The organism is Mycobacterium florentinum (genome assembly GCF_010730355.1).
GTDB classification, from domain to species: domain Bacteria; phylum Actinomycetota; class Actinomycetes; order Mycobacteriales; family Mycobacteriaceae; genus Mycobacterium; species Mycobacterium florentinum.
Genome location: NZ_AP022576.1, coordinates 1,338,609 through 1,356,769, shown reverse-complemented (window position 1 = coordinate 1,356,769; position 18,161 = coordinate 1,338,609). Strand labels below are relative to the sequence as shown.

Genomic DNA, 18,161 nt, shown 5'->3' with positions numbered 1-18,161 from the left:
CCGGCTCAGCCGAGCCGCACCGTGCCAATCCCCACCGGGGATGTTGGAAGGCCGCTCGGGCGGTTGCCGGCGACACCGGCCGCTGCGATCTTGTCGAGGACCGCGAGGCCGGCCTCGTCGATTGTGCCGAACACCGTGTACGTCGGCGGCGATTCGGCATCCCGGAAGAACATGACGAATTGACTACCGTTGGTGTTGGGTTCGTTGCTGGCCATGATCACGGTCCCGCGCGGGTATACAACGGTCGCCCTGAGCGCGGGATCGCCCGGCGGATATTGGTTGGTGGGATATTCGTCGGCGAATTCGTAACCCGGACCACCGTTGCCATCCTTGTCGGGGCCGCCGCACACCAGCATTCCGCCGTCGGAGCCGACGGATAGCCGGGGGCATGTGGTGTTGTTGAAGAATTGTTGGCGGATCAGGCTGGTGAAGCTGTTCACCGTGCATGGGCTCTTGTCGTTGTCGAGCTGGATGCCGATATTGCCGAAGTTGGTGGTGATAGTCGCAGGGATCTTCGCGGGCGTAGTCGATACCCTGCCGGACGGAGGCAGGTTGACCGGCTTGGGGGATGCGTCCACGGAGTCGCTGCCCACGGGCTGATATTGGCAGTTGGCGCCCAGGTCGGCCGGTGGAGCAAACACCGGCAGCGGCGGCACGGCGTTCCCGTCGGGATTTGCCGAGGTCGTCGGTGCTCCCGGTGCGCCGAAGGCGGGCCCCTGCTTGGGGGTTCTGGGATGCGGCGCGGTGCTGGACGTCGCGTTGTTCGACGGGGAGTCGCCGTTGGTCACCAGGGCGATGACCAGGATCGTGACCATGGCAAGCGTGAAGATCGAGGCGGCGACGATGCCGATGATCAGCTTGTTGTTCGATTTTTGCGGTGGGGGTTGTTGCGGGGTATGGGCCGCGGGCCCGGCTGGCGGTGGTGCTGGGGTGGCCGCTGTGGGTGGGTACTGCGGTGGTGTCGGGGTGGGCGTTGCGGTGGTGTGGTGGCCGGCCAGGGCGGCCTTGGCGGCTTCGGCGAACTCGATGGCCGTTTGGTAGCGGTAGTTGAGGTCCTTGGCCATACCGCGGGCGACTACGTCGTCGAGGGCGGGTGGGACGCCGGGCGCTCTGAACGAGGCTCGCGGCGGCGGGGTGTTCAGATGCGCGTTGAGCTGCTCTTCGAACGTGTCGCCGGGATAGGGCAGGTGTCCGGTCAGGCATTCGTAGAGCACGCAGGCCAGCGCGTACACGTCGGCGCGGTGATCGGTCATGCCCCGGAAGCGTTCCGGGGCCATGTAGGCCATCGTGCCCATCGTGTGCCCGGTGTGGGTCAGCGCGGTGTCGGCGGCGGTGCGGGCCAGCCCGAAGTCGATCAGATAGACGAAATCGCGGGCCGACACCAAGATGTTGGACGGTTTGATGTCGCGGTGGATCAACCCGACCTCATGGGCCGTATCCAGTGCCGCGGCAACCTGTTCGACCACCGCCACGGCTCGCTCCGGGCTGAGCCGGCCGCCGTTCTCGGCGATGTAGGCGAGCAGGTCGCGACCCTCGATCAGGCGCATATCGACATACAGCCGGCCGTCGATCTCGCCGTAGCTGTGGATCGGCACCATGTGCGGATCGCTCAGGCTCGCCGCGATCCGCGCCTCACGGCGAAAGCGCTGCTGAAACTCCTCGTCGTCGGCCAGATGCGCCGGCAACACCTTCAGCGCGACCACGCGGTCCGTGCTGGTGTCATACGCACGAAAGACCTGCCCCATGCCACCGCGGCCCAGCAGCTCACGCAACTCGTAATGTCCGAATGACTCCGTCACCACGCAATGACCTTAAAGGTGGCGACCAAGTTCGCACGAATCCTCGGCGACGCGTGTTGGGCCACCCCGCGTTCTAGTCGAGCAGGATGGATTTGATCGTGACTTCGCTGGTCGGGGCTCCGTCTTCACCGCCGCCATTGATGCCGCCCTTGGCGATCTTGTCCAGAACGGCCAGGCCGTCGGGCTGAATCGTGCCGAAAACGGTGTACTGGGGCGGCAGCTGGGAGTCCTTGTAGACCATGAAGAACTGGCTGCCGTTGGTGCCGGGGCCGGCGTTGGCCATCGCGAGGGTGCCGCGCGGGTAGAGCACCGGCTCCCGCAGCTTGGGGTCGTTCGGCGGGTACTGGTCGGTCGGATACTCGTTGGCGAATTGGTAGCCCGGCCCGCCGGTGCCGTCGCCCTTGGGATCGCCGCACTGCAGCACGCCCAGCGTGTCCGAAGTGGTCAGCCGGTGGCACTTGGTGTTGTCGAAGTACTTCTGTCCGATCAGGCTCGCGAAACTGTTGACCGTGCAAGGCGATTCGTTGTTCGCCAGCATCAGGCCGATGTTGCCCTGGCTGGTCGCCATGCTGGCGCTCACCTGCGCCGGGTCGGTCGGCACCTTGCCGGTGCGCGGCGGCTTGACCGGTTTGGCGGCCGGGTCCTGCGACGGCGGGTACTGGCAGTTCGCGCCGACGCTGTCGGACGGCTTGAACGCCGGCAACGGCGGAACCGGCGGAACCTGCCCGCTTTGCGGAGTCGTCGTGCCCGACGCCGCCGGCGAGTTGCTGGTCGTCGGCGCCGCGGTGTTGTCCTTGTGCTTGTTGTTCGTGTTGATCACGGTGATCACCACCGCCGCGATCACCGCGATGGCGGCAACCGCGCCCCCGGCGATGAGCAATATCCGGCGGATGCGAGCTTGCTTCGCGCGGCGTTCGAGCTGCCGTTCGAGTTTGCGCTTGGCGTTGGCGCGTCGCTGTTCGTTGGTCGGCACGGCCGGTATGCCTCCATGGTTGTAAGCGGGGGCGTGGTAGCAGGCTCAGGCTAATGTGACCGCGGTCAGCGGTGTCAAGTGGCCCCCGTGGGAAACTGGTGAGCGTGTTGATCACCGGATTTTCCGCCGGCATGTTGCAGTGCAACTGCTATGTGCTGGCCGATCGACCCGGAGCGGACGCCGTTATCGTCGATCCGGGGCAGCGTGCGATGGCTCCGCTGCGGCGCATCCTTGACGAGAATCGGCTGACCCCGGCCGCGGTGCTGCTCACCCATGGGCACATCGACCACATGTGGTCCGCGCAGAAGGTCTCCGACACCTACGGCTGCCCGACCTACATCCATCCCGAGGATCGCTTCATGCTCAAAGACCCGATCTTCGGCATGGGTCCGCGGCTGGCGCAGGTGATGACGGGTGCGTTCTTCCGTGAGCCCAAGCAGGTGGTCGAGCTGGACCGCGACGGCGACAAGATCGACCTGGGCAATGTCAGCGTCAACGTCGATCACACCCCCGGACACACCCGCGGATCGGTGGTCTTCCGGGTGGTAGGGGACAAGGACGTGGTGTTCACCGGCGACACGCTGTTCGAGCGCTCGGTGGGCCGCACCGACCTGTTCGGCGGCAGCGGCCGCGATTTGCTGACGTCGATCATCGACAAGCTCTTGGTGCTCGACGACGACACGGTGGTGCTGCCCGGCCACGGCAACTCCACCACGATCGGCGCCGAGCGACGATTCAACCCGTTCCTCGAGGGCCTGACCGGATGACGGAATTCAGCGCACCCAAGGGAGTGCCGGATTACTTTCCGCCCGACTCGGCGCAGTTCGTCGCCGTGCGCTCGGGCCTGCTCGGTGCCGCGCGCCGGGCCGGATACGGCGATATCGAGCTGCCCATCTTCGAGGACACCGCGCTGTTCGCCCGCGGCGTCGGCGAATCCACCGATGTGGTCTCCAAGGAGATGTACACGTTCGCCGACCGCGGTGACCGCTCGGTGACGCTGCGGCCGGAGGGCACCGCCGGGGTGGTGCGCGCGGTGATCGAGCACGGCCTGGACCGCGGCGCGCTGCCGGTCAAACTCTGTTATGCCGGACCGTTTTTTCGCTACGAGCGCCCTCAGGCCGGCCGGTATCGCCAGCTGCAGCAGGTGGGCGTGGAGGCGATCGGCGTCGACGACCCGGCGCTGGACGCCGAAGTGATCGCGATCGCCGACGCCGGATTCCGGTCGCTGGGCCTGGACGGCTTCCGACTGGAAATCACCTCGCTGGGCGACGAGAGTTGCCGACCGCAGTACCGGGAACTGTTGCAGGAGTATCTGTTTGGGCTCGATCTCGACGAGGAGACGCGCCAGCGTGCCGAGATCAACCCACTGCGCGTCCTCGACGACAAACGGCCCGAGGTGAAGGCCATGACGGCCGGCGCACCGGTGCTGCTCGACCACCTGTCCGACGGGGCCAAGCAGCACTTCGACACGGTGCTGGCCCACCTCGATGCGCTGGGTGTGCCCTACGTGATCAACCCGCGGATGGTGCGTGGGCTGGACTACTACACCAAGACCACGTTCGAGTTCGTGCACGATGGGCTGGGTGCCCAATCGGGGATCGGCGGCGGTGGGCGCTACGACGGGCTGATGCGCGAGCTCGGCGGACAAGACCTGTCGGGCATCGGTTTTGGGCTCGGTGTGGACCGCACGCTGCTGGCATTGCGGGCCGAGGGCCGCAGCGTGGGGGAGACCACGCGCTGCGACGTCTTCGGGGTGCCGTTGAGTGACGCGGCCAAACTGCGGCTGGCGGTGCTGGGCGGTGAACTGCGTGCCGCCGGCCTGCGGGTGGATCTCGCTTACGGCGACCGGGGGCTCAAGGGTGCGATGCGCGCGGCCGACCGCTCCGGTGCCCGCGTCGCGCTGGTGGCCGGGGATCGCGATCTCGAGTCCGGCACGATCGGCGTCAAGGATCTGGCGACGGGGGAGCAGGTGTCGGTGCCCCTTGATTCGGTTGTCGCCGACGTGCTTTCGCGTTTCAGCCGATAGTCGCCGCCGGTTTTGCCCGAGCCGGCGGAAATTAGCAAGTCCGTCAACAAATGTTCAGCAAACCCGCCCACTGCGGCCCGCACTTATTGTACGGTCGTGCAAGATTGCGCGGGGCAGGCACCGTCGCCTGTCCGTTGGTTGCCGGGTGAGGAGACGTCGGTGGACGGTGCCGAAACGCAGAGCAAGACAAACCCTCCGACCGTGAAGTCGTTCCGCGACTTCTCCAGCGTTGTGGTGAAGTGCGCGGCACTGGGCGCGTCGCCCGCGCTGGGATCGTTATCAGTACCGCCGGCCTGGCCGAAGTCGGCTCCCAAGCCCGATGAGCTGCCGGCCGCGCCCAAGGGCAAACCGCCCGGGCTCACCTACCAGGACGGCTTGATGGGCCTGATGACCGGTCGCCGGGCCGTTTCTCCGCATGCCGAAGAGTCCCTGGCTGAAGAGGCCTAAGCCCGCCGCGGCGCCAAATCACTTGTGTCACGTGATTTTCTGACTGCCCTGCGCTCGGCCAAGGTCAACCCGTCCACTGGGGAGTACGCGCGCATATCGTGTCGCCGGGGCGTGATATGATTCGAACATGCGTTCGAGTGGAAGTGAAGCGATCGACGAGCTTTTCGAGCGACGCTATCCCTGCACCACATCCGATTCCGCGGCGTTGGTGGATCGCATCTGCTCGTCCGCACGCTTCGAGAACCGGGCGGCGGCCACCCAGTTGGTGGCGATCGGGGAATTGTTCGCCTACCGGCTCTCTGGTTGTTCGGACACCGAAGCGTGGGCGGTCGACACCGTGGAGGCGGTGACCGCCGAGGTGGCCGCGGCACTGCGGATCAGTCAGGGCCTGGCGGCCAGCCGCCTTCGGTACGCCCGCGCGATGCGGGAACGGCTGCCGAAGGTCGCGGAAGTTTTCCGGGCCGGCGATATCGACTATCGGACGTTTCAGACCATCGTCTATCGCACCGACCTGTTGACGGACGACGAGATACTGGCCAGGGTCGACGCGGAGCTGGCGGTCAACGTGCCGCGTTGGCCATCGATGACCCAGGGGCGCCTGGCCGGGCAGGTCGACAGGGTCGTCGTGAGAGCGGATGCGGACGGCGTACGGCGGCGCACCAAACGGCAGGTCGGCCGCGAGATCTGGATCGGCGATCTTGGAGATGGCACTTCCGAGATCTACGGTTCCCTGTTGACGCCCGACGCGCGGGCACTCGAAAAGCGGTTGAATGCGTTGGCTGCCACGGTGTGTGAACACGACCCGCGAGGCCGTGAACAGCGTCGGGCCGATGCGCTGGGGGCGCTGGCAGTGGCCGCCGATCGGCTGGGCTGCCGGTGTGGCCGATCCGACTGCGCGGCGGGCGGGCGTCCGGCCGCATCGCCCGTCGTCATTCACGTGATCGCCGAGCAGGCCAGCATCGACGGTCGCGGCTCGGCGCCGGCGTCCCAGCTCGGTGCGGACGGCCTGATCGCACCGGAACTTATTGCGGAACTGGCGAAGTCGGCCAGATTGGTGCCGCTTGTGCATCCCGCCGACGCCCCGCCCGAGCGCGGATATGTGCCTTCCCGGGCGCTGCAGGACTTTGTGCGGTGCCGGGACCTGACGTGCCGCTGGCCGGGCTGCGACCGCCCGGCGGTGGAGTGTGACCTCGACCATACGATCCCGTACGCCGACGGCGGCCCGACGCATGCGTCAAACCTGAAGTGCTACTGCCGGACTCATCATCTGGTCAAAACCTTCTGGGGATGGCGTGACAAGCAGTTGCCCGACGGGACGCTGATCTTGACGTCGCCGGGCGGGCAAACCCATGTCACCACACCGGGCAGCGCGCTGCTGTTTCCGAGCCTGTGCCTGGCGACGGGCGCTCTGGCGGCGCCCGAAGCCGACCTGCCACAGGACTACTGCGGTGACCGGACCGCGATGATGCCCCGACGGCGCCGCACGCGCGCGCAAAATCGGGCCGCGCGCATTGCCACCGAGCGCCGGCAGAATCACGAAGCGCGCACGGCCCACCGAAAACCCTCGCGGACTTGCGATCCCGAACCACCGCCATTCTGATTGCCCAGCAACAGTTTACGCGGAGGCGACGGCGAACAGGCGCCACTCATCAGGTACGCCCTTGAGCTGGTGAGTGCCGCGCGCCTCGAACTCGAGTCCGGAGCCGATCACCAGGTCGCGCAGCGTGCTGGACACAAGCACGTCATTCGCCCCCGCCAGGGCGCTCACCCGCGCCCCGATGTGCACGCCGATCCCGCCGATATCGTCGCCGCGGACCTCGCACTCGCCGGTGTGCAGCCCGGCACGCACCTCGATGCCGAGCGTATGCACGGCGTCGCGAATCGCCATGGCGCAGCGGATCGCTCGCTGCGGGCCGTCGAACATCGCCAGGAAGCCGTCGCCCGAGGTCTTCACTTCGCGGCCCCGGAAGCGATTGAGCTGAGCACGCACGATGGCGTCGTGCCCGTCGAGCAGCGCTCGCCAGTCCCGGTCGCCCAATTCCGCGGCGCGGCGCGTCGAGTCCACGATGTCGGTGAACAGCACCGTCGCCAGAACACGGTCGTCGGCGACGTCGGGCTGCTCGCCGGTGAGGAACTCGGCGATCTCCTGAAAGGAATCTCGCCACGGTTCGACGACGTGATAGAAGTTACGCCCCGGCAGCTCAACGAATTTCGCACCCTCGATGAGATCGGCGACTTCCTTGCCTTTCGCCAGCGGAAGGAGCGGATCGTCGCGGCGGTGGAGGACGAGGGTGGGCACGCGGACGGCCGGGAGAATCGCCAGTACGTTGACCTCGGCGATGAGCGGGAACACCAGCTCAACCGTCCGCGGGCTCGCTGCCAGGCGCTCGTGCCGGGCCCACGCGGCGCGGATCTCCTCATTCCACGGCATATCCGGGTTGAGCAGACGTTCGATCTCACCCGTTCCCCACAAGGCCGGGGCCGCGTTGCCGATTTCGTCCATCGCGTTTGTGCGCAGTGCCGCGTCCGTCGTGCTCTCGACCACGACGAGCGCGCTGGTGCGAGACGGGTGCGTCGCCGCGAACAGTGCGGCCGTCGAGAGTGCACCGGCATACGTGACCAGAGCCGCTTCGGGGATCTCGAGAGCGTCGAGCACCGCGGTGATGCTGTCGGCCCATTGCTCCAGGGTCGGCAGTGCGCCCGGCTCGACGGGATCCGACGCTCCGGTGCCCGGCTGATCGAAGAGGATCAATCGCCCGAGCGACGTCATGGCCTCCATCCACCCCTGCACACCGGGCAGCTCCGGAAAGACTTCGCAGTTGGTGAACCAGTTCGGTACGAAAACAATGTCGCGGTCGCCCTCGGGTGATGCGCGGTAGGCGACGCGCAGGTCGCCGTTCATCGCATACCGCGTCTCGGAGAACACCGCAGAAGTCTAAGTCCGGGCCCCAGCGCCTGTCTCGTACTCGACCAAGCCGGACAGCGCCTGCGGCAACGGGTCTCGGTGTAGCACCCCGAGTCGTTGGGTGGCGCGGGTAAGGGCGACATAGAGCTCGGCCGCGCCGCGTGGGCCGTCGGCGAGGATGCGCTGCGGGTCGACGACCAGCACGGCGTCGAACTCCAGGCCCTTGGTCTGCGAGGCGGGCACCGTGCCCGGCACACTGGGTGGACCGATCACGATGCTGGTGCCTTCGCGGTCGGCCTCCTCGCTGACGAATTCATCTATCGCACCGGCCAATTCGTCGTCGGTGACCTTTCTGGACCAGGGCCGCACGCCGCACGAGCGAACCGACTCCGGGGGCTGGACCCCGGGCGCGAACTCCTCGAGGAGCGCGGCGGCGACCGTCATGATCTCCTCCGGGGTGCGGTAGTTGACCGACAGCGGCCGGTAATCCCATCGGCTCGCCACGTAGGGCTTCAGCATCGCTTCCCACGATGTCGCCCCGGCCGCCGAGCGCCGCTGGGCGAGATCGCCGACCACGGTGAAGGACCGGCCGGGGCAGCGCCGCATCAGCACCCGCCAGTCCATTTCGGACAGCTCCTGAGCCTCGTCGACGACAACGTGCCGGTAGGTCCAATCCCGGTCCGCCGCAGCACGTTCGGCGAGTTCGCGGGTATCGCGCTCGAGGAATCGCTCGGCCAGATCCTCGGCGTAGATCATGTGCTGGGCGCGCAACTGCTCCTCGTCGTCCATCGAGTCCTCGCTGCGCATCTCGAGCAGGTCCAGCACCCCGGCGGCATACTCGGCTTCGTAGTTGCGCTCCCGCTCGGCGCTGGCCGCGGCGGACTCGGCCGCCTTGTCACGGCCCAGCAGATCGACCAGTTCGTCGAGCAGCGGCACGTCTGACACCGTCCAGGGATCGCCCTGTACGCGCAACAGCGACTGGGGAGCACCCACGGCATGCAGCCGCTCGGGGGACAGGTACAGCGAAGTCAACAGGTCCTGCGGTGTCAGGGTCGGCCAGAGCCGGTCGAGCGCGGCGGCGAACTGTTCGTTGTCCGCGAGCTCGGCGAGCAGATCGGTGCGCAGCTGTTCCCATGCGTTGCGGTCCTCGCGGGTCAGCCAGCCCCGGCCGATCCGGGCGATGGCCCGCTCGGTCAGCGCCCAGGTGAGGATGTCGACGAACACCGCGCGGGCCTGGTTGTGCGGCTGTCCGCTGCCGCGGGCCTCGTCTCGTGCCCACCCGGCGATCTCGGCGTCGATACGCATCGTGACGTCCGCGAGTTCGATCTCCAGCGGGCGTTCCGGCAGCCGTTGCCGATCCGCGATCGCGGCGGCCAGCACGTCGAGGATTTTCAGCGAGCCCTTGAACGCCGCACATTCCGGGCTGTCCTCGGCGGTGACGTTCATCCCGGGCACCAGGTCGCCCGGCGTCATGAACACCACGCTGGACTCTCCCAGCGACGGCAATACGCGATCGACGTGGCGAAGGAACGCCGAATTAGGGCCCACCACAAGGACTCCGTGGCGTTCGATGCGCTCGCGCTGGGTGTAGAGCAAGTAGGCGACGCGGTGCAGTGCGACGACCGTCTTCCCCGTTCCGGGGCCGCCCTCGATCACCAGGACGCCCGGGTGATCGAGCCGGATGATTTCGTCCTGCTGGGCCTGAATGGTCGCCACGATGTCGCGCATTCCCTCGCCGCGCGGCGCGTTGACCGCCGCCAGCAAGGCCGCGTCGCCTTGCGCGTCAGCACCGGGTCGGCCGAACAGCTCGTCGGTGAAGTCGACCACGCGCCGGCCGCGGGTGTGGAACTGGCGGCGCCGGTGCATGTTCTCGGGGCTGGCGGCGGTGGCGACGTAAAAGGCGCGCGCGGCCGGTGCCCGCCAGTCCAGCAGCAGCGGGTGGTACTCGTTGTCGGCATCGAACAGGCCGATGCGGCCGATGTAGGAGCGTTCGCCGGACAGCGCGTCCAGCCGCCCGAAGCACAGCCCGTAGTCCGCCACGTCCAGCCGCCTGACCTCCCTGGCCACCGCGCGCACCTCGGCATCCCGGTCCGAAAGGTTCTCGCCGTCGCCCAGCAATGCCGCACGGAATTTGTCCTTCGCCCGTGCCCGTTCGCCGTCGAGCCGCTCATAGAGCTCCGTCACGTAGGCCTGCTCGGACCGCAGTTCGCCGTCATACCCAGGATTCGACAATTACCCCTCCGCCACTTTCCATCTCGGCCAAGTGTAGGGGCCCGCTTGACAACCCATCGAACAATTGTTCGAATAGCGGGATGCGGTGGGCGAATCAGGCCGTCGCTGTCAACGGGGAACCGGTCGACGACGGGGCATTACCAGGTCTACAGCGGATCGGCCTGATCCGCAGCGTGCGCGCACCGCAATTCGAGGGCATCACGTTTCACGAGGTGCTCTGCAAATCGGCGCTCAACAAGATTCCGGAGGCCGCCGCGCTGCCGTTTCGCTACACCGTCAACGGCTACCGCGGCTGTTCGCACGCCTGCCGCTACTGTTTCGCCCGGCCCACGCACGAGTATCTGGACTTCGACCCCGGCACCGACTTCGACACCCAGATCGTGGTCAAGACCAATGTCGCGGAGGTATTGCGCCGCGAGTTGCGCCGGCCGTCGTGGCGTGGCGAAGCCGTCGCGCTGGGTACCAACACCGACCCCTATCAGCGCGCCGAGGGTCGGTACGCCCTGATGCCGGGCATCATCGGCGCCCTCGCCGAATCCGGCACCCCGCTGTCCATCCTGACCAAAGGCACCCTGCTGCGCCGCGATCTGCCGCTGATTTACGTTGCATCCCAACAGGTTCCGGTGTCAGTCGCGGTGTCGCTGGCGGTCGGCGATCCGGAGTTGCACCGCGACGTCGAACCGGGCACGCCGACGCCGCAGGCGCGGCTGGGTCTGATCGCCGCGATCCGGGATGCCGGCCTCGACTGCCATGTGATGGTCGCGCCGGTGCTGCCACACCTCACCGACTCGAAAGAGCACCTCGACGGACTGCTGGGCCAGATCGCGACCGCCGGAGCCACCAGCGTGACCGTCTTCGGCCTGCATCTGCGTCGTTCGACCCGCGGCTGGTTCATGTCCTGGCTGGCCCGTTCGCATCCCGAGCTCGTCGGCCGCTACCGCGAGTTATACCGGCGCGGAGCGTATTTGCCGCCGGACTATCGCGAGATGCTGCGGACGCGCGCCGCGCCGCTGATCGCCAAACACCGGTTGACCGGCGACCAGCGGCCGTTCTCGCAAGCGCCCCAAGCCGTCGAGCCGCAACCCGTCCAGCCAACGCTGTTTTAAGCGGGCTTGTCCCCGCGGGGTTTGGTCAGGGTGAACTGCTCGATGACGGCAACCGCGCCGAGCGGTCCGCGCAGCGCGTAGTGCGTGGCCTTGATCGAGGTGTTGCCGCCCGGCTGGCCCGGATCGACGTCGAAAGCCAGGAAACCGTATGGGTTTTCGCGGTCGCGAAACGCCGACCACGGTGCATTCTCGACGACGTAGATCGGCGGTTTGCGTCCAACCGACGGATCAAACGCGCCCACCCCGACGCCCGCGCCGACACCCATCCCGACGACCGCCGAGGTCGCGCTGGTCGTCAACAACCGGCGGCGGCTAATGCCCGGCACGCCATCTGCAACGGCCGGGTCGGCGTCGTCGGTCATACATGTTTCATACCCGAGCCGGGCGACCGTAGGCATATCAAGCGGTGAACGCCGCGCCTAGTGGCGGTGCGGCTCGAGCAATGCGGCCTGTCCGGTGGACGGCGGGTGCGTCGCCAGCCACTCGCGGGTGGCCGCGTGCGATTGCTCGATGAGCGCTGCGGAATGAGAGAAGTCCGCTCCTGAGATGGCGACCGGGCACAGCGGCCGGATGACGCGTAGATCGACCGCCGACTCGAAGCGCTCGATGTCGACGGCCAGACGCTGGTTGACGGCCAGCGTCATGGCGTGCAACGCCATATTCACCGCAGTTTTCGGCGCCGCTGGCAGATCGCACGAGTAGCCGGTCGGTAGTACCCAGACCCGGTCCGCGCCGAGTGCGATCGCATGGGAGATCGGAGTGTTGTTCACGACGCCGCCGTCCATCAGATCGCGCCCGTTGATTCGCACCGGTGGGAATATGCCCGGGATGGCGGCGCTGGCGGCGATCGCGTCGGCGGCGTTTCCGGACGACAGCAGAACGTCGGTGCCCGAGATCACGTCCGTGGCCACCACGTGCAGGGGAATCGGTGCATCTTCGAGCCGGGTGAACTCCAATCGTTCGGCCAGTATGTGCCGTAAACCGGTGTTGGGCACCAGGTGCGGGCGTCGTCCGAGCATGCCCAGCGCCCCGGCGACCGGGTGGGCGGGGAATACGGCTTTTCGCGTCAACGACATCCAGAGGTCGGCCAGTCCGTGAATTCCGGGGAGGTCGGGTCGCGACGCGATCCACCCGCCGTTGACCGCACCGACCGAGGTGCCGACGATCAGGTCGGGCCGCTCGGCGACGTCGGCCAGGCCAAGCAGCATCCCCACATGGACCGCACCGAGGCTGGCGCCGCCAGACAACACGAATGCTGTGGGCACAGATGCATACTAGGCATTTCGACCGGAAGTGCCATGAGTAACGAATCCGGTAGCGTTTTCGATATGACGAACGTGATGACGAACCTGCGAAAAGGGGCCAGCGCGGTCGCGTCGGCAACGTTTGCACTGGTCGGGGGAGTCATTCTCGGGCCGGCGACAGCGCATGCGGATGGCCATCAGGTGACCTACACCGTGACCAGTCCCAACAATCTGACCGCCACCGTCAACTACGTGAGTTCGGATCCGCCCAGCCAGTCCGCCTACAGCGCGGACCCGTCGAAGTTCATGACCAGCGTGCAGGCACCGCTCAGCGGGGGAACGCCGGTCACCTACACCGTGACCCTGGCAAACCCGAACCAGTACGCGACCATCAGCGCCAGCGGCATGCTGCACTGGCCGGATTCCGGCAACGGCCCGGCACAGTTCCACTGCGAGATCGCGGTGGACGGCCAGGTGGTCGCCCACGCCGACGCCACCACCACTGTCACCTGCCGGGTCGGGTAGTCAGCCCGCGAAGACGTACACCCACGCGGTCACGCCCGAGCGCAGCGGCACCGCGATGCGGCGATAGTCGTGCACCTCGTACTCGTCGGCGGCGGCCAACTCGGTCGCGCTGATCTCGAACACCATCCCGTCGACGTGCGCGCCGGCACCCGCGGCGGGCCGCAAAATCGGATGGCGGTCGCTGCCGCTGGTCGTGATCACGTGCGGGTCGGTGATCGTCACATAGTCCAGGTCGTATCCGACGATCGCGTCGCAGTGCCCGGGAACCTCGCGCCCGAAGGTCGCGCGCTGAACCTCCGGCAGTTGCAGGGTGCCGTAGGAGAACAACAGCTCGGTCATCGCGGTTCGGTCTGCGCGACGACGACGACCTCGGCGGGCTCGCCGCCGAGTGCGCGGATCTTGTGGCTGACCGACGCGTCGAAATACGCGCTGTCGCCGGTGCCGAGCTCGATGGTCTGGTCGCCGTAGTCGAGTTCGATTCGTCCCGCGTGGACGAAGACGAATTCCTGACCGGTGTGTTCGGCATGCGTATCGCCGGCGTCGCGCGCGGTCGGCCGAACGACGAACGGCGACATGGATTTTCCGAGCAGCGCCGACGCCAGCACCCGGTAGCGCCGGCCGTCGGCCCCGGCGGCGCGGTCGACGGTGATCTTTTCCGCGGCCGCCTCGTCGGAGAACAGCCGCCCGACATCGACCTCGAGCGCCCGCGCGACCTTCAGGGCCACCGCGATGGACGGCGTGCTCTGCCCGCGCTCGATCTTGGACAGGTAGCTCTTGGTCAGCCCGGTCTGCGCGGCCAGTTGCTCGAGGGTCAGGCCGCGTTGGCGGCGCACCGCGCGCAGCAGTGCGGTCATCTCGTGGCCTCTCGCCTCATGACACAGAGTTTCCTAGTTGTTACCTTAGTGTCATGGCAACCACGTTCGGCGACTCGAAGCCCGAACTGATGCGTCGCGCCGAGCAGCAGCTGGCCGCCAACATCGCCGATTCGCAGCTGACCACGCGCCAGAAGCTGGCGCTGACCTGCCGGGCCCTGTTCGACGCGGGTCACGATTCCGGGCTGGCCGGACAGATCACCGCCCGCGCCGAAGCCGCCGGCACCTACTACACCCAACGGCTGGGCCTCGGGTTCGACGAGATCACCGACGCCAACCTGCTGCTGGTCGACGAGGACCTCAACGTGCTCGACGGGGACGGAATGGCCAACCCCGCCAACCGTTTTCACAGCTGGATCTATCGCGCCCGGCCCGATGTGCAATGTATCGTGCACACCCACGCCTTTCACGTGGCGGCGTTGTCGATGCTGGAGGTCCCGCTGGTCATCTCCCACATGGACACCACGCCGCTCTACGGCGACTGCGCGTTCCTGCCCGAGTGGCCGGGGGTGCCGGTCGGCAACGAGGAGGGCGAGATCATCGCCGCCGCGCTCGGCGACAAGAAGGCGGTGCTGCTCGCGCATCACGGGCAGGTGATCGCCGGCTCCAGCGTCGAGGAGGCCTGCTCGCTTGGGATCCTGATCGAGCGGGCGGCGAAGCTGCAACTGGCGGCCATGGCCGCCGGCCGGATCAAGCCGCTGCCCGAGCCGCTGGCCCGCGAGGCCCACGACTGGACGCTGACACCCAAACGCAGCCAGGCCAACTTCGCCTACTACGCGCGCCGCGCGCTGGCCCGCCATCCCGATGTCCTGACGAGCTGAGGAGCCCTGTGTCCGCCAAGATCCACGGCATCATCGCCTACCCGGTGACCCCCTTCAACGACGGCATCGACACCGCCCGGCTGGCCGCGCTGGTCGACCGGCTGGTGTCCGCCGGGGTGCACGGGATCGCGCCGCTGGGCAGCACCGGCGAGTTGGCTTATCTCGAAGAGCCGGAGTTCGACGCGGTGGTGGACACCACGATCGGCGCCGTCGCCGGCCGGGTGCCCGTCGTGGTGGGCGTGTCAGATGTGACCACTGCCAAGACGATTCGGCGTGCGAAGTACGCACAACAGGCCGGTGCCGACGCCGTGATGGTCCTGCCGGTGTCGTACTGGAAGCTCGCCGAGCGCGAGGTGTTCCAGCACTACCGCAGCATCGGCGACGCCATCTCAATCCCGATCATGGCCTACAACAACCCGGCCACCAGCGGCGTGGACATGAGCCCCGAGCTGCTGGTCTCGATGTTCGAGAACATCGACAACGTCGCCATGGTCAAGGAATCCACCGGTGACCTGACGCGCATGCAGCGCATCACCGAATTGTCCGGCGGCCGACTGCCGTTCTACAACGGCAGCAATCCGCTGGTGCTCGACGCGCTGAAGGCGGGCGCCTCCGGATGGTGCACGGCCGCACCGAATCTGCGGCCGCAGCCGTGCATCGACCTGTACGACGCGGTGCGCGCGGGAGACCTCGAGAAGGCCCAGAAGCTTTACGACGACCTCAAGCCGCTGCTGGAGTTCATCGTGGCGGGCGGTCTGCCCACCACAGTGAAGGCCGGTCTGGACTTGCTCGGTTTCCCGATCGGGGACCCGCGAGCACCGCTGCTGCCACTCGACGAGCAGGGCCGCGCCGAGCTGAAGGGTCTACTGGCCGGGGTTTAGCCGAGATCCGTCGAGGCGAACGTGTCGCACTGATGCGGGTCGCCGGTCTGATAACCGATGGTGAACCACTTCTGGCGTTGCGCGGCCGATCCGTGTGTCCACGACTCGGGGTTGACGCGCCCGGTCGACTCCTTTTGGATCCGGTCATCGCCGACCGACGCGGCGGCCGACAGAGCATCCTGAATATCCTTGTCGCTCAAGGGCTCTAGGTACGGCACGCCGGTGCTCTCCTGCTTGACCGTCGACGCGTAGTGCGCCCAGATGCCGGCGTAGCAGTCGGCCTGCAACTCGGTGCGAACCCCGTTCCCGCCGGCGCCCTGCGCGCCCTGCTGGGAGCGGCCCAGGACGCCCTGCAATTGCTGGACGTGGTGACCGTATTCGTGGGCGACCACGTACTCCTGCGCGAAAGGCCCACCGCTGGAACCGAATTTGTCGACCAGCTCCTTGAAGAAGTCGGTGTCGAAGTACGCGGTCTGGTCCACCGGGCAGTAGAACGGCCCGACCGCGGTGGTGGCCGGTCCGCAGCCGGTGTTCACCGAACTGGTGAACAGACGCACATGCGGGCGGGTGTAGTTCGGCATCAGCTGGTGCCAGACCGCGTCCACGGAGTTGCCGGTGGCGACCACGCGGCACTGCACGTACTTGTTGGCGTCGGCCCCGGTCTTGCACTGGCTCAAGTCGAACCCGGGAGCCGAGTAGCCGCCGGTGTTCGCGCTCGGCGGGGGCATCACCTTGCCCGGATCGATGCCGAAGAACAGGGCCGCGACCAGGATCAGCAGCCCGACGCCGCCGCCCCCGAGGGCCATCCCCATGCCGCCACCACCGGATGACTCCGCGGTGCTGGTGTCGATCTGCATACCCTCGTTGAAGGTCATGATTTAGCTTTGCACACACCTAACGTTGTTGCGTAGCGGCAAATCGGCTGTCGGTGTAGCGGCGCAGGTTGCGGAGAAATCGGCGCAGCCCCAGGTTCAACAGCGGCCCGGTGAAGACCATCGCCAATCGCGCGGGCCCGGCGGGTTTTTGGGCCAGGGTCCAGGTCAGCCGGCAGCCGCCGGGGATGGCCTCGACGCGGTAGTCCTCGGCGAAGGCGGCCACTGCTTTGGTGGAGCACTGGTTGAACCGGAATGCCATGTGGGTGAACGGTTCCCAGGCGATGAACTCTTCGTCGCCGACGATGTCGCCGCGCATCTCGACGATACGGGTGGTGCCGACCCCGCGCGGCTCCGGACTGGTCCAGGTCACCATGGTGATCACCGACGCCCAGCGCGGCCACGCCGCGGCGTCGGCCAGCACTTCGAACAGCTGCTCGGGTGTGACGGTCAGGTCGACGCTGTTGCGGAATACGAATGGCGCGTTATCGATGAAGTCGAGGTCGACGCGCTCGCAGGCATGCATGGCTTGAATTTAGCCGGGCCCGTCGCTGGCGGCGGCGAGCAGCGGTACCAGCACATCGCTGATCGGCGTCGCCAGGTTGTGCGCGCGTGCCTTGCGGATGATCACCCCGTTGCGGATGTCCCATTCCATCGGCCGGTGCTGCTCCCGGTCGGCCAGTATCGAGGTGCCCATGTCTTCCGGCGCCTGACGGAACAGGTCGGTCAGCTCGTCGACCACGCTGTCCGGCAGCCGGGCACCCTCGGCCCGCGCGACCGCCAGGCATTCGGCCACGTACTGGCGCGACAACGCGGCGACGTCGTCGCGGCGAAACATCCCGGAGCGGCGCCCGGACAGCGCCATGAAGCCGGCCAGTGCATTGGTGAGCAGCTTGCGCCAGCCCGCGGTGAGGAGGTCCGGGTCGCAGTCCACCTGGCAGCCGGCACCGCGCAACAGCTCGGCAACCCTCTCGGCCGAGGGCCCGCCGGGCAGCACCAGGGCGGCTTCGGTGCGCAGCCGTACCCAACCCTCGGGCTGGGTCTCGGCGGAATACCAGACGATTCCCGGGACCACGGCCGACGACGGGCACAGCGGCTGGACCTGTTCGACCTGCTCGACGCCGTTCTGCAGCACGGTGACGATGGTGTGCTCGTCGCACAGGCGCGACAGCCAGCCCGCCGCGGCGTCGTTCTGGGTGGCCTTGACCGCCAGGATCACGACGTCGACGGGGTCGGAGATCAGGGCGGGATCGGTGAGCACCGGCCCGGGCACCACGATCGGGTCCTGGCCGTCGGGACGCAGTTCGACGCTGTCGCGGGCGCTGCGCCCGCAGACCAGCACCGAATGCCCGGCCTTGTACAACAGCGCGGCGACCGTCGTGCCGACAGCACCGGGACCCACGAGCGCGATGTTTGTGGCGATAAAAGCGAAGCTACACCGCCCCTTAGACTGGTCAG

18 protein-coding genes and 1 pseudogene are annotated in these 18,161 nt (G+C 67.4%); 8 read left to right on the top strand and 11 right to left on the bottom strand.

Translation table 11 applies throughout. The annotated features are described in order from the left end of the window. Nucleotides 1-5: 5 nt before the first annotated feature. Nucleotides 6-1,745, bottom strand: a complete 1,740-nt coding sequence (locus tag G6N55_RS06275) for a protein kinase domain-containing protein (RefSeq protein WP_085227154.1) — start codon at nucleotides 1,743-1,745, stop codon at nucleotides 6-8. A gap of 127 nt (nucleotides 1,746-1,872) precedes the next feature. Further along, nucleotides 1,873-2,772 carry a peptidylprolyl isomerase gene (locus G6N55_RS06270; protein ID WP_085226947.1) on the bottom strand — a complete coding sequence of 300 codons (900 nt, stop codon included), beginning with the start codon at nucleotides 2,770-2,772 and terminating at the stop codon, nucleotides 1,873-1,875. Nucleotides 2,773-2,876: 104 nt separating this feature from the next. On the opposite strand from G6N55_RS06270, the gene G6N55_RS06265 reads away from it, so the two are divergent. The 4 genes from G6N55_RS06265 to G6N55_RS06250 all read left to right on the top strand — a co-directional run bounded on the left by G6N55_RS06265 (nucleotide 2,877) and on the right by G6N55_RS06250 (nucleotide 6,845). Beyond that, the gene (locus G6N55_RS06265) at nucleotides 2,877-3,539 is read left to right on the top strand and encodes an MBL fold metallo-hydrolase (RefSeq protein ID WP_085227156.1); all 663 of its coding nucleotides are present in this window, start codon (nucleotides 2,877-2,879) and stop codon (nucleotides 3,537-3,539) included. Then, complete coding sequence (gene hisS / locus G6N55_RS06260; protein ID WP_085226949.1) at nucleotides 3,536-4,798, top strand: histidine--tRNA ligase; 1,263 nt, start codon at nucleotides 3,536-3,538, stop codon at nucleotides 4,796-4,798. The genes G6N55_RS06265 and hisS overlap by 4 nt, the downstream gene beginning before the upstream one ends. A gap of 159 nt (nucleotides 4,799-4,957) precedes the next feature. Beyond that, a complete protein-coding gene (locus tag G6N55_RS06255) occupies nucleotides 4,958-5,245 on the top strand; it encodes a PPE family protein, SVP subgroup (protein WP_085226951.1) in 288 nt (95 codons plus the stop codon). A 127-nt stretch (nucleotides 5,246-5,372) separates the two neighbouring features. Beyond that, complete coding sequence (locus G6N55_RS06250; protein ID WP_085226953.1) at nucleotides 5,373-6,845, top strand: HNH endonuclease signature motif containing protein; 1,473 nt, start codon at nucleotides 5,373-5,375, stop codon at nucleotides 6,843-6,845. 15 nt (nucleotides 6,846-6,860) lie between these two features. On the opposite strand, the gene G6N55_RS06245 is transcribed toward G6N55_RS06250, so the two are convergent. After that, nucleotides 6,861-8,171: an adenylate/guanylate cyclase domain-containing protein gene (locus G6N55_RS06245; RefSeq protein WP_085226955.1), complete on the bottom strand. Its 1,311-nt coding sequence runs from the start codon at nucleotides 8,169-8,171 to the stop codon at nucleotides 6,861-6,863. 9 nt (nucleotides 8,172-8,180) lie between these two features. Next, nucleotides 8,181-10,382 (bottom strand): RNA polymerase recycling motor ATPase HelR, encoded by a 2,202-nt coding sequence (helR, locus tag G6N55_RS06240; RefSeq protein WP_179968124.1) that lies wholly within the window; start codon nucleotides 10,380-10,382, stop codon nucleotides 8,181-8,183. Nucleotides 10,383-10,462: 80 nt separating this feature from the next. On the opposite strand from helR, the gene G6N55_RS06235 reads away from it, so the two are divergent. Beyond that, complete coding sequence (locus G6N55_RS06235; protein WP_085226956.1) at nucleotides 10,463-11,488, top strand: Rv2578c family radical SAM protein; 1,026 nt, start codon at nucleotides 10,463-10,465, stop codon at nucleotides 11,486-11,488. Here G6N55_RS06235 and G6N55_RS06230 read toward each other — a convergent pair. Both G6N55_RS06230 and G6N55_RS06225 read right to left on the bottom strand, forming a co-directional pair. Then, a pseudogene (locus G6N55_RS06230) lies at nucleotides 11,485-11,733 on the bottom strand (hypothetical protein); the annotation flags it as partial. The gene G6N55_RS06235 and the pseudogene G6N55_RS06230 overlap by 4 nt on opposite strands. 174 nt (nucleotides 11,734-11,907) lie before the next feature. Next, the gene (locus G6N55_RS06225; RefSeq protein WP_085226958.1) at nucleotides 11,908-12,753 is read right to left on the bottom strand and encodes a patatin-like phospholipase family protein; all 846 of its coding nucleotides are present in this window, start codon (nucleotides 12,751-12,753) and stop codon (nucleotides 11,908-11,910) included. Between the two features lie 75 nt (nucleotides 12,754-12,828). On the opposite strand from G6N55_RS06225, the gene G6N55_RS06220 reads away from it, so the two are divergent. Next, the gene (locus G6N55_RS06220; protein ID WP_085227160.1) at nucleotides 12,829-13,257 is read left to right on the top strand and encodes a hypothetical protein; all 429 of its coding nucleotides are present in this window, start codon (nucleotides 12,829-12,831) and stop codon (nucleotides 13,255-13,257) included. Here the strand turns inward: G6N55_RS06220 and G6N55_RS06215 are convergent, their stop codons facing one another. Together G6N55_RS06215 and G6N55_RS06210 are read right to left on the bottom strand one after the other, a co-directional pair. After that, nucleotides 13,258-13,596, bottom strand: coding sequence for a gamma-glutamylcyclotransferase family protein (locus tag G6N55_RS06215; protein WP_085226960.1), 339 nt, complete (start codon nucleotides 13,594-13,596; stop codon nucleotides 13,258-13,260). It abuts the gene before it with no gap. Then, on the bottom strand, nucleotides 13,593-14,111 hold the full coding sequence (locus G6N55_RS06210) for a helix-turn-helix domain-containing protein (protein ID WP_085226962.1): 519 nt from the start codon (nucleotides 14,109-14,111) through the stop codon (nucleotides 13,593-13,595). Before G6N55_RS06210 ends, G6N55_RS06215 begins: the two co-directional genes overlap by 4 nt. Before the next feature lie 53 nt (nucleotides 14,112-14,164). Here G6N55_RS06210 and G6N55_RS06205 point away from each other — a divergent pair, with 53 nt between their 5' ends. Further along, the gene (locus tag G6N55_RS06205; RefSeq protein ID WP_085226964.1) at nucleotides 14,165-14,950 is read left to right on the top strand and encodes an aldolase; all 786 of its coding nucleotides are present in this window, start codon (nucleotides 14,165-14,167) and stop codon (nucleotides 14,948-14,950) included. Between the two features lie 8 nt (nucleotides 14,951-14,958). Further along, nucleotides 14,959-15,831: a dihydrodipicolinate synthase family protein gene (locus G6N55_RS06200; RefSeq protein WP_179968123.1), complete on the top strand. Its 873-nt coding sequence runs from the start codon at nucleotides 14,959-14,961 to the stop codon at nucleotides 15,829-15,831. On the opposite strand, the gene ypfJ is transcribed toward G6N55_RS06200, so the two are convergent. The 3 genes from ypfJ to G6N55_RS06185 are packed head-to-tail and all read right to left on the bottom strand — an operon-like array spanning nucleotide 15,828 to nucleotide 18,105. Further along, nucleotides 15,828-16,706: a KPN_02809 family neutral zinc metallopeptidase gene (ypfJ, locus tag G6N55_RS06195; RefSeq protein ID WP_085226966.1), complete on the bottom strand. Its 879-nt coding sequence runs from the start codon at nucleotides 16,704-16,706 to the stop codon at nucleotides 15,828-15,830. The two genes, G6N55_RS06200 and ypfJ, sit on opposite strands and share 4 nt — an antisense overlap. A gap of 19 nt (nucleotides 16,707-16,725) precedes the next feature. Next, nucleotides 16,726-17,229, bottom strand: coding sequence for an SRPBCC family protein (locus G6N55_RS06190; RefSeq protein ID WP_085226968.1), 504 nt, complete (start codon nucleotides 17,227-17,229; stop codon nucleotides 16,726-16,728). 9 nt (nucleotides 17,230-17,238) lie between these two features. Continuing rightward, complete coding sequence (locus G6N55_RS06185) at nucleotides 17,239-18,105, bottom strand: oxidoreductase (protein ID WP_085226971.1); 867 nt, start codon at nucleotides 18,103-18,105, stop codon at nucleotides 17,239-17,241. Nucleotides 18,106-18,161: the final 56 nt, after the last annotated feature.

Excerpts from the sequence above, each read along its gene's own strand:
- G6N55_RS06210 (WP_085226962.1), bottom strand. The coding sequence starts at position 14,111 with ATGACCGCACTGCTGCGCGCGGTGCGCCGCCAACGCGGCCTGACCCTC.
- G6N55_RS06215 (WP_085226960.1), bottom strand. The coding sequence starts at position 13,596 with ATGACCGAGCTGTTGTTCTCCTACGGCACCCTGCAACTGCCGGAGGTT.
- G6N55_RS06190 (WP_085226968.1), bottom strand. The coding sequence starts at position 17,229 with ATGCATGCCTGCGAGCGCGTCGACCTCGACTTCATCGATAACGCGCCA.
- G6N55_RS06220 (WP_085227160.1), top strand. The coding sequence starts at position 12,829 with ATGACGAACCTGCGAAAAGGGGCCAGCGCGGTCGCGTCGGCAACGTTT.
- ypfJ (WP_085226966.1), bottom strand. The coding sequence starts at position 16,706 with ATGACCTTCAACGAGGGTATGCAGATCGACACCAGCACCGCGGAGTCA.
- hisS (WP_085226949.1), top strand. The coding sequence starts at position 3,536 with ATGACGGAATTCAGCGCACCCAAGGGAGTGCCGGATTACTTTCCGCCC.
- G6N55_RS06205 (WP_085226964.1), top strand. The coding sequence starts at position 14,165 with ATGGCAACCACGTTCGGCGACTCGAAGCCCGAACTGATGCGTCGCGCC.
- G6N55_RS06275 (WP_085227154.1), bottom strand. The coding sequence starts at position 1,745 with ATGGGGCAGGTCTTTCGTGCGTATGACACCAGCACGGACCGCGTGGTC.
- G6N55_RS06250 (WP_085226953.1), top strand. The coding sequence starts at position 5,373 with ATGCGTTCGAGTGGAAGTGAAGCGATCGACGAGCTTTTCGAGCGACGC.
- G6N55_RS06235 (WP_085226956.1), top strand. The coding sequence starts at position 10,463 with ATGCGGTGGGCGAATCAGGCCGTCGCTGTCAACGGGGAACCGGTCGAC.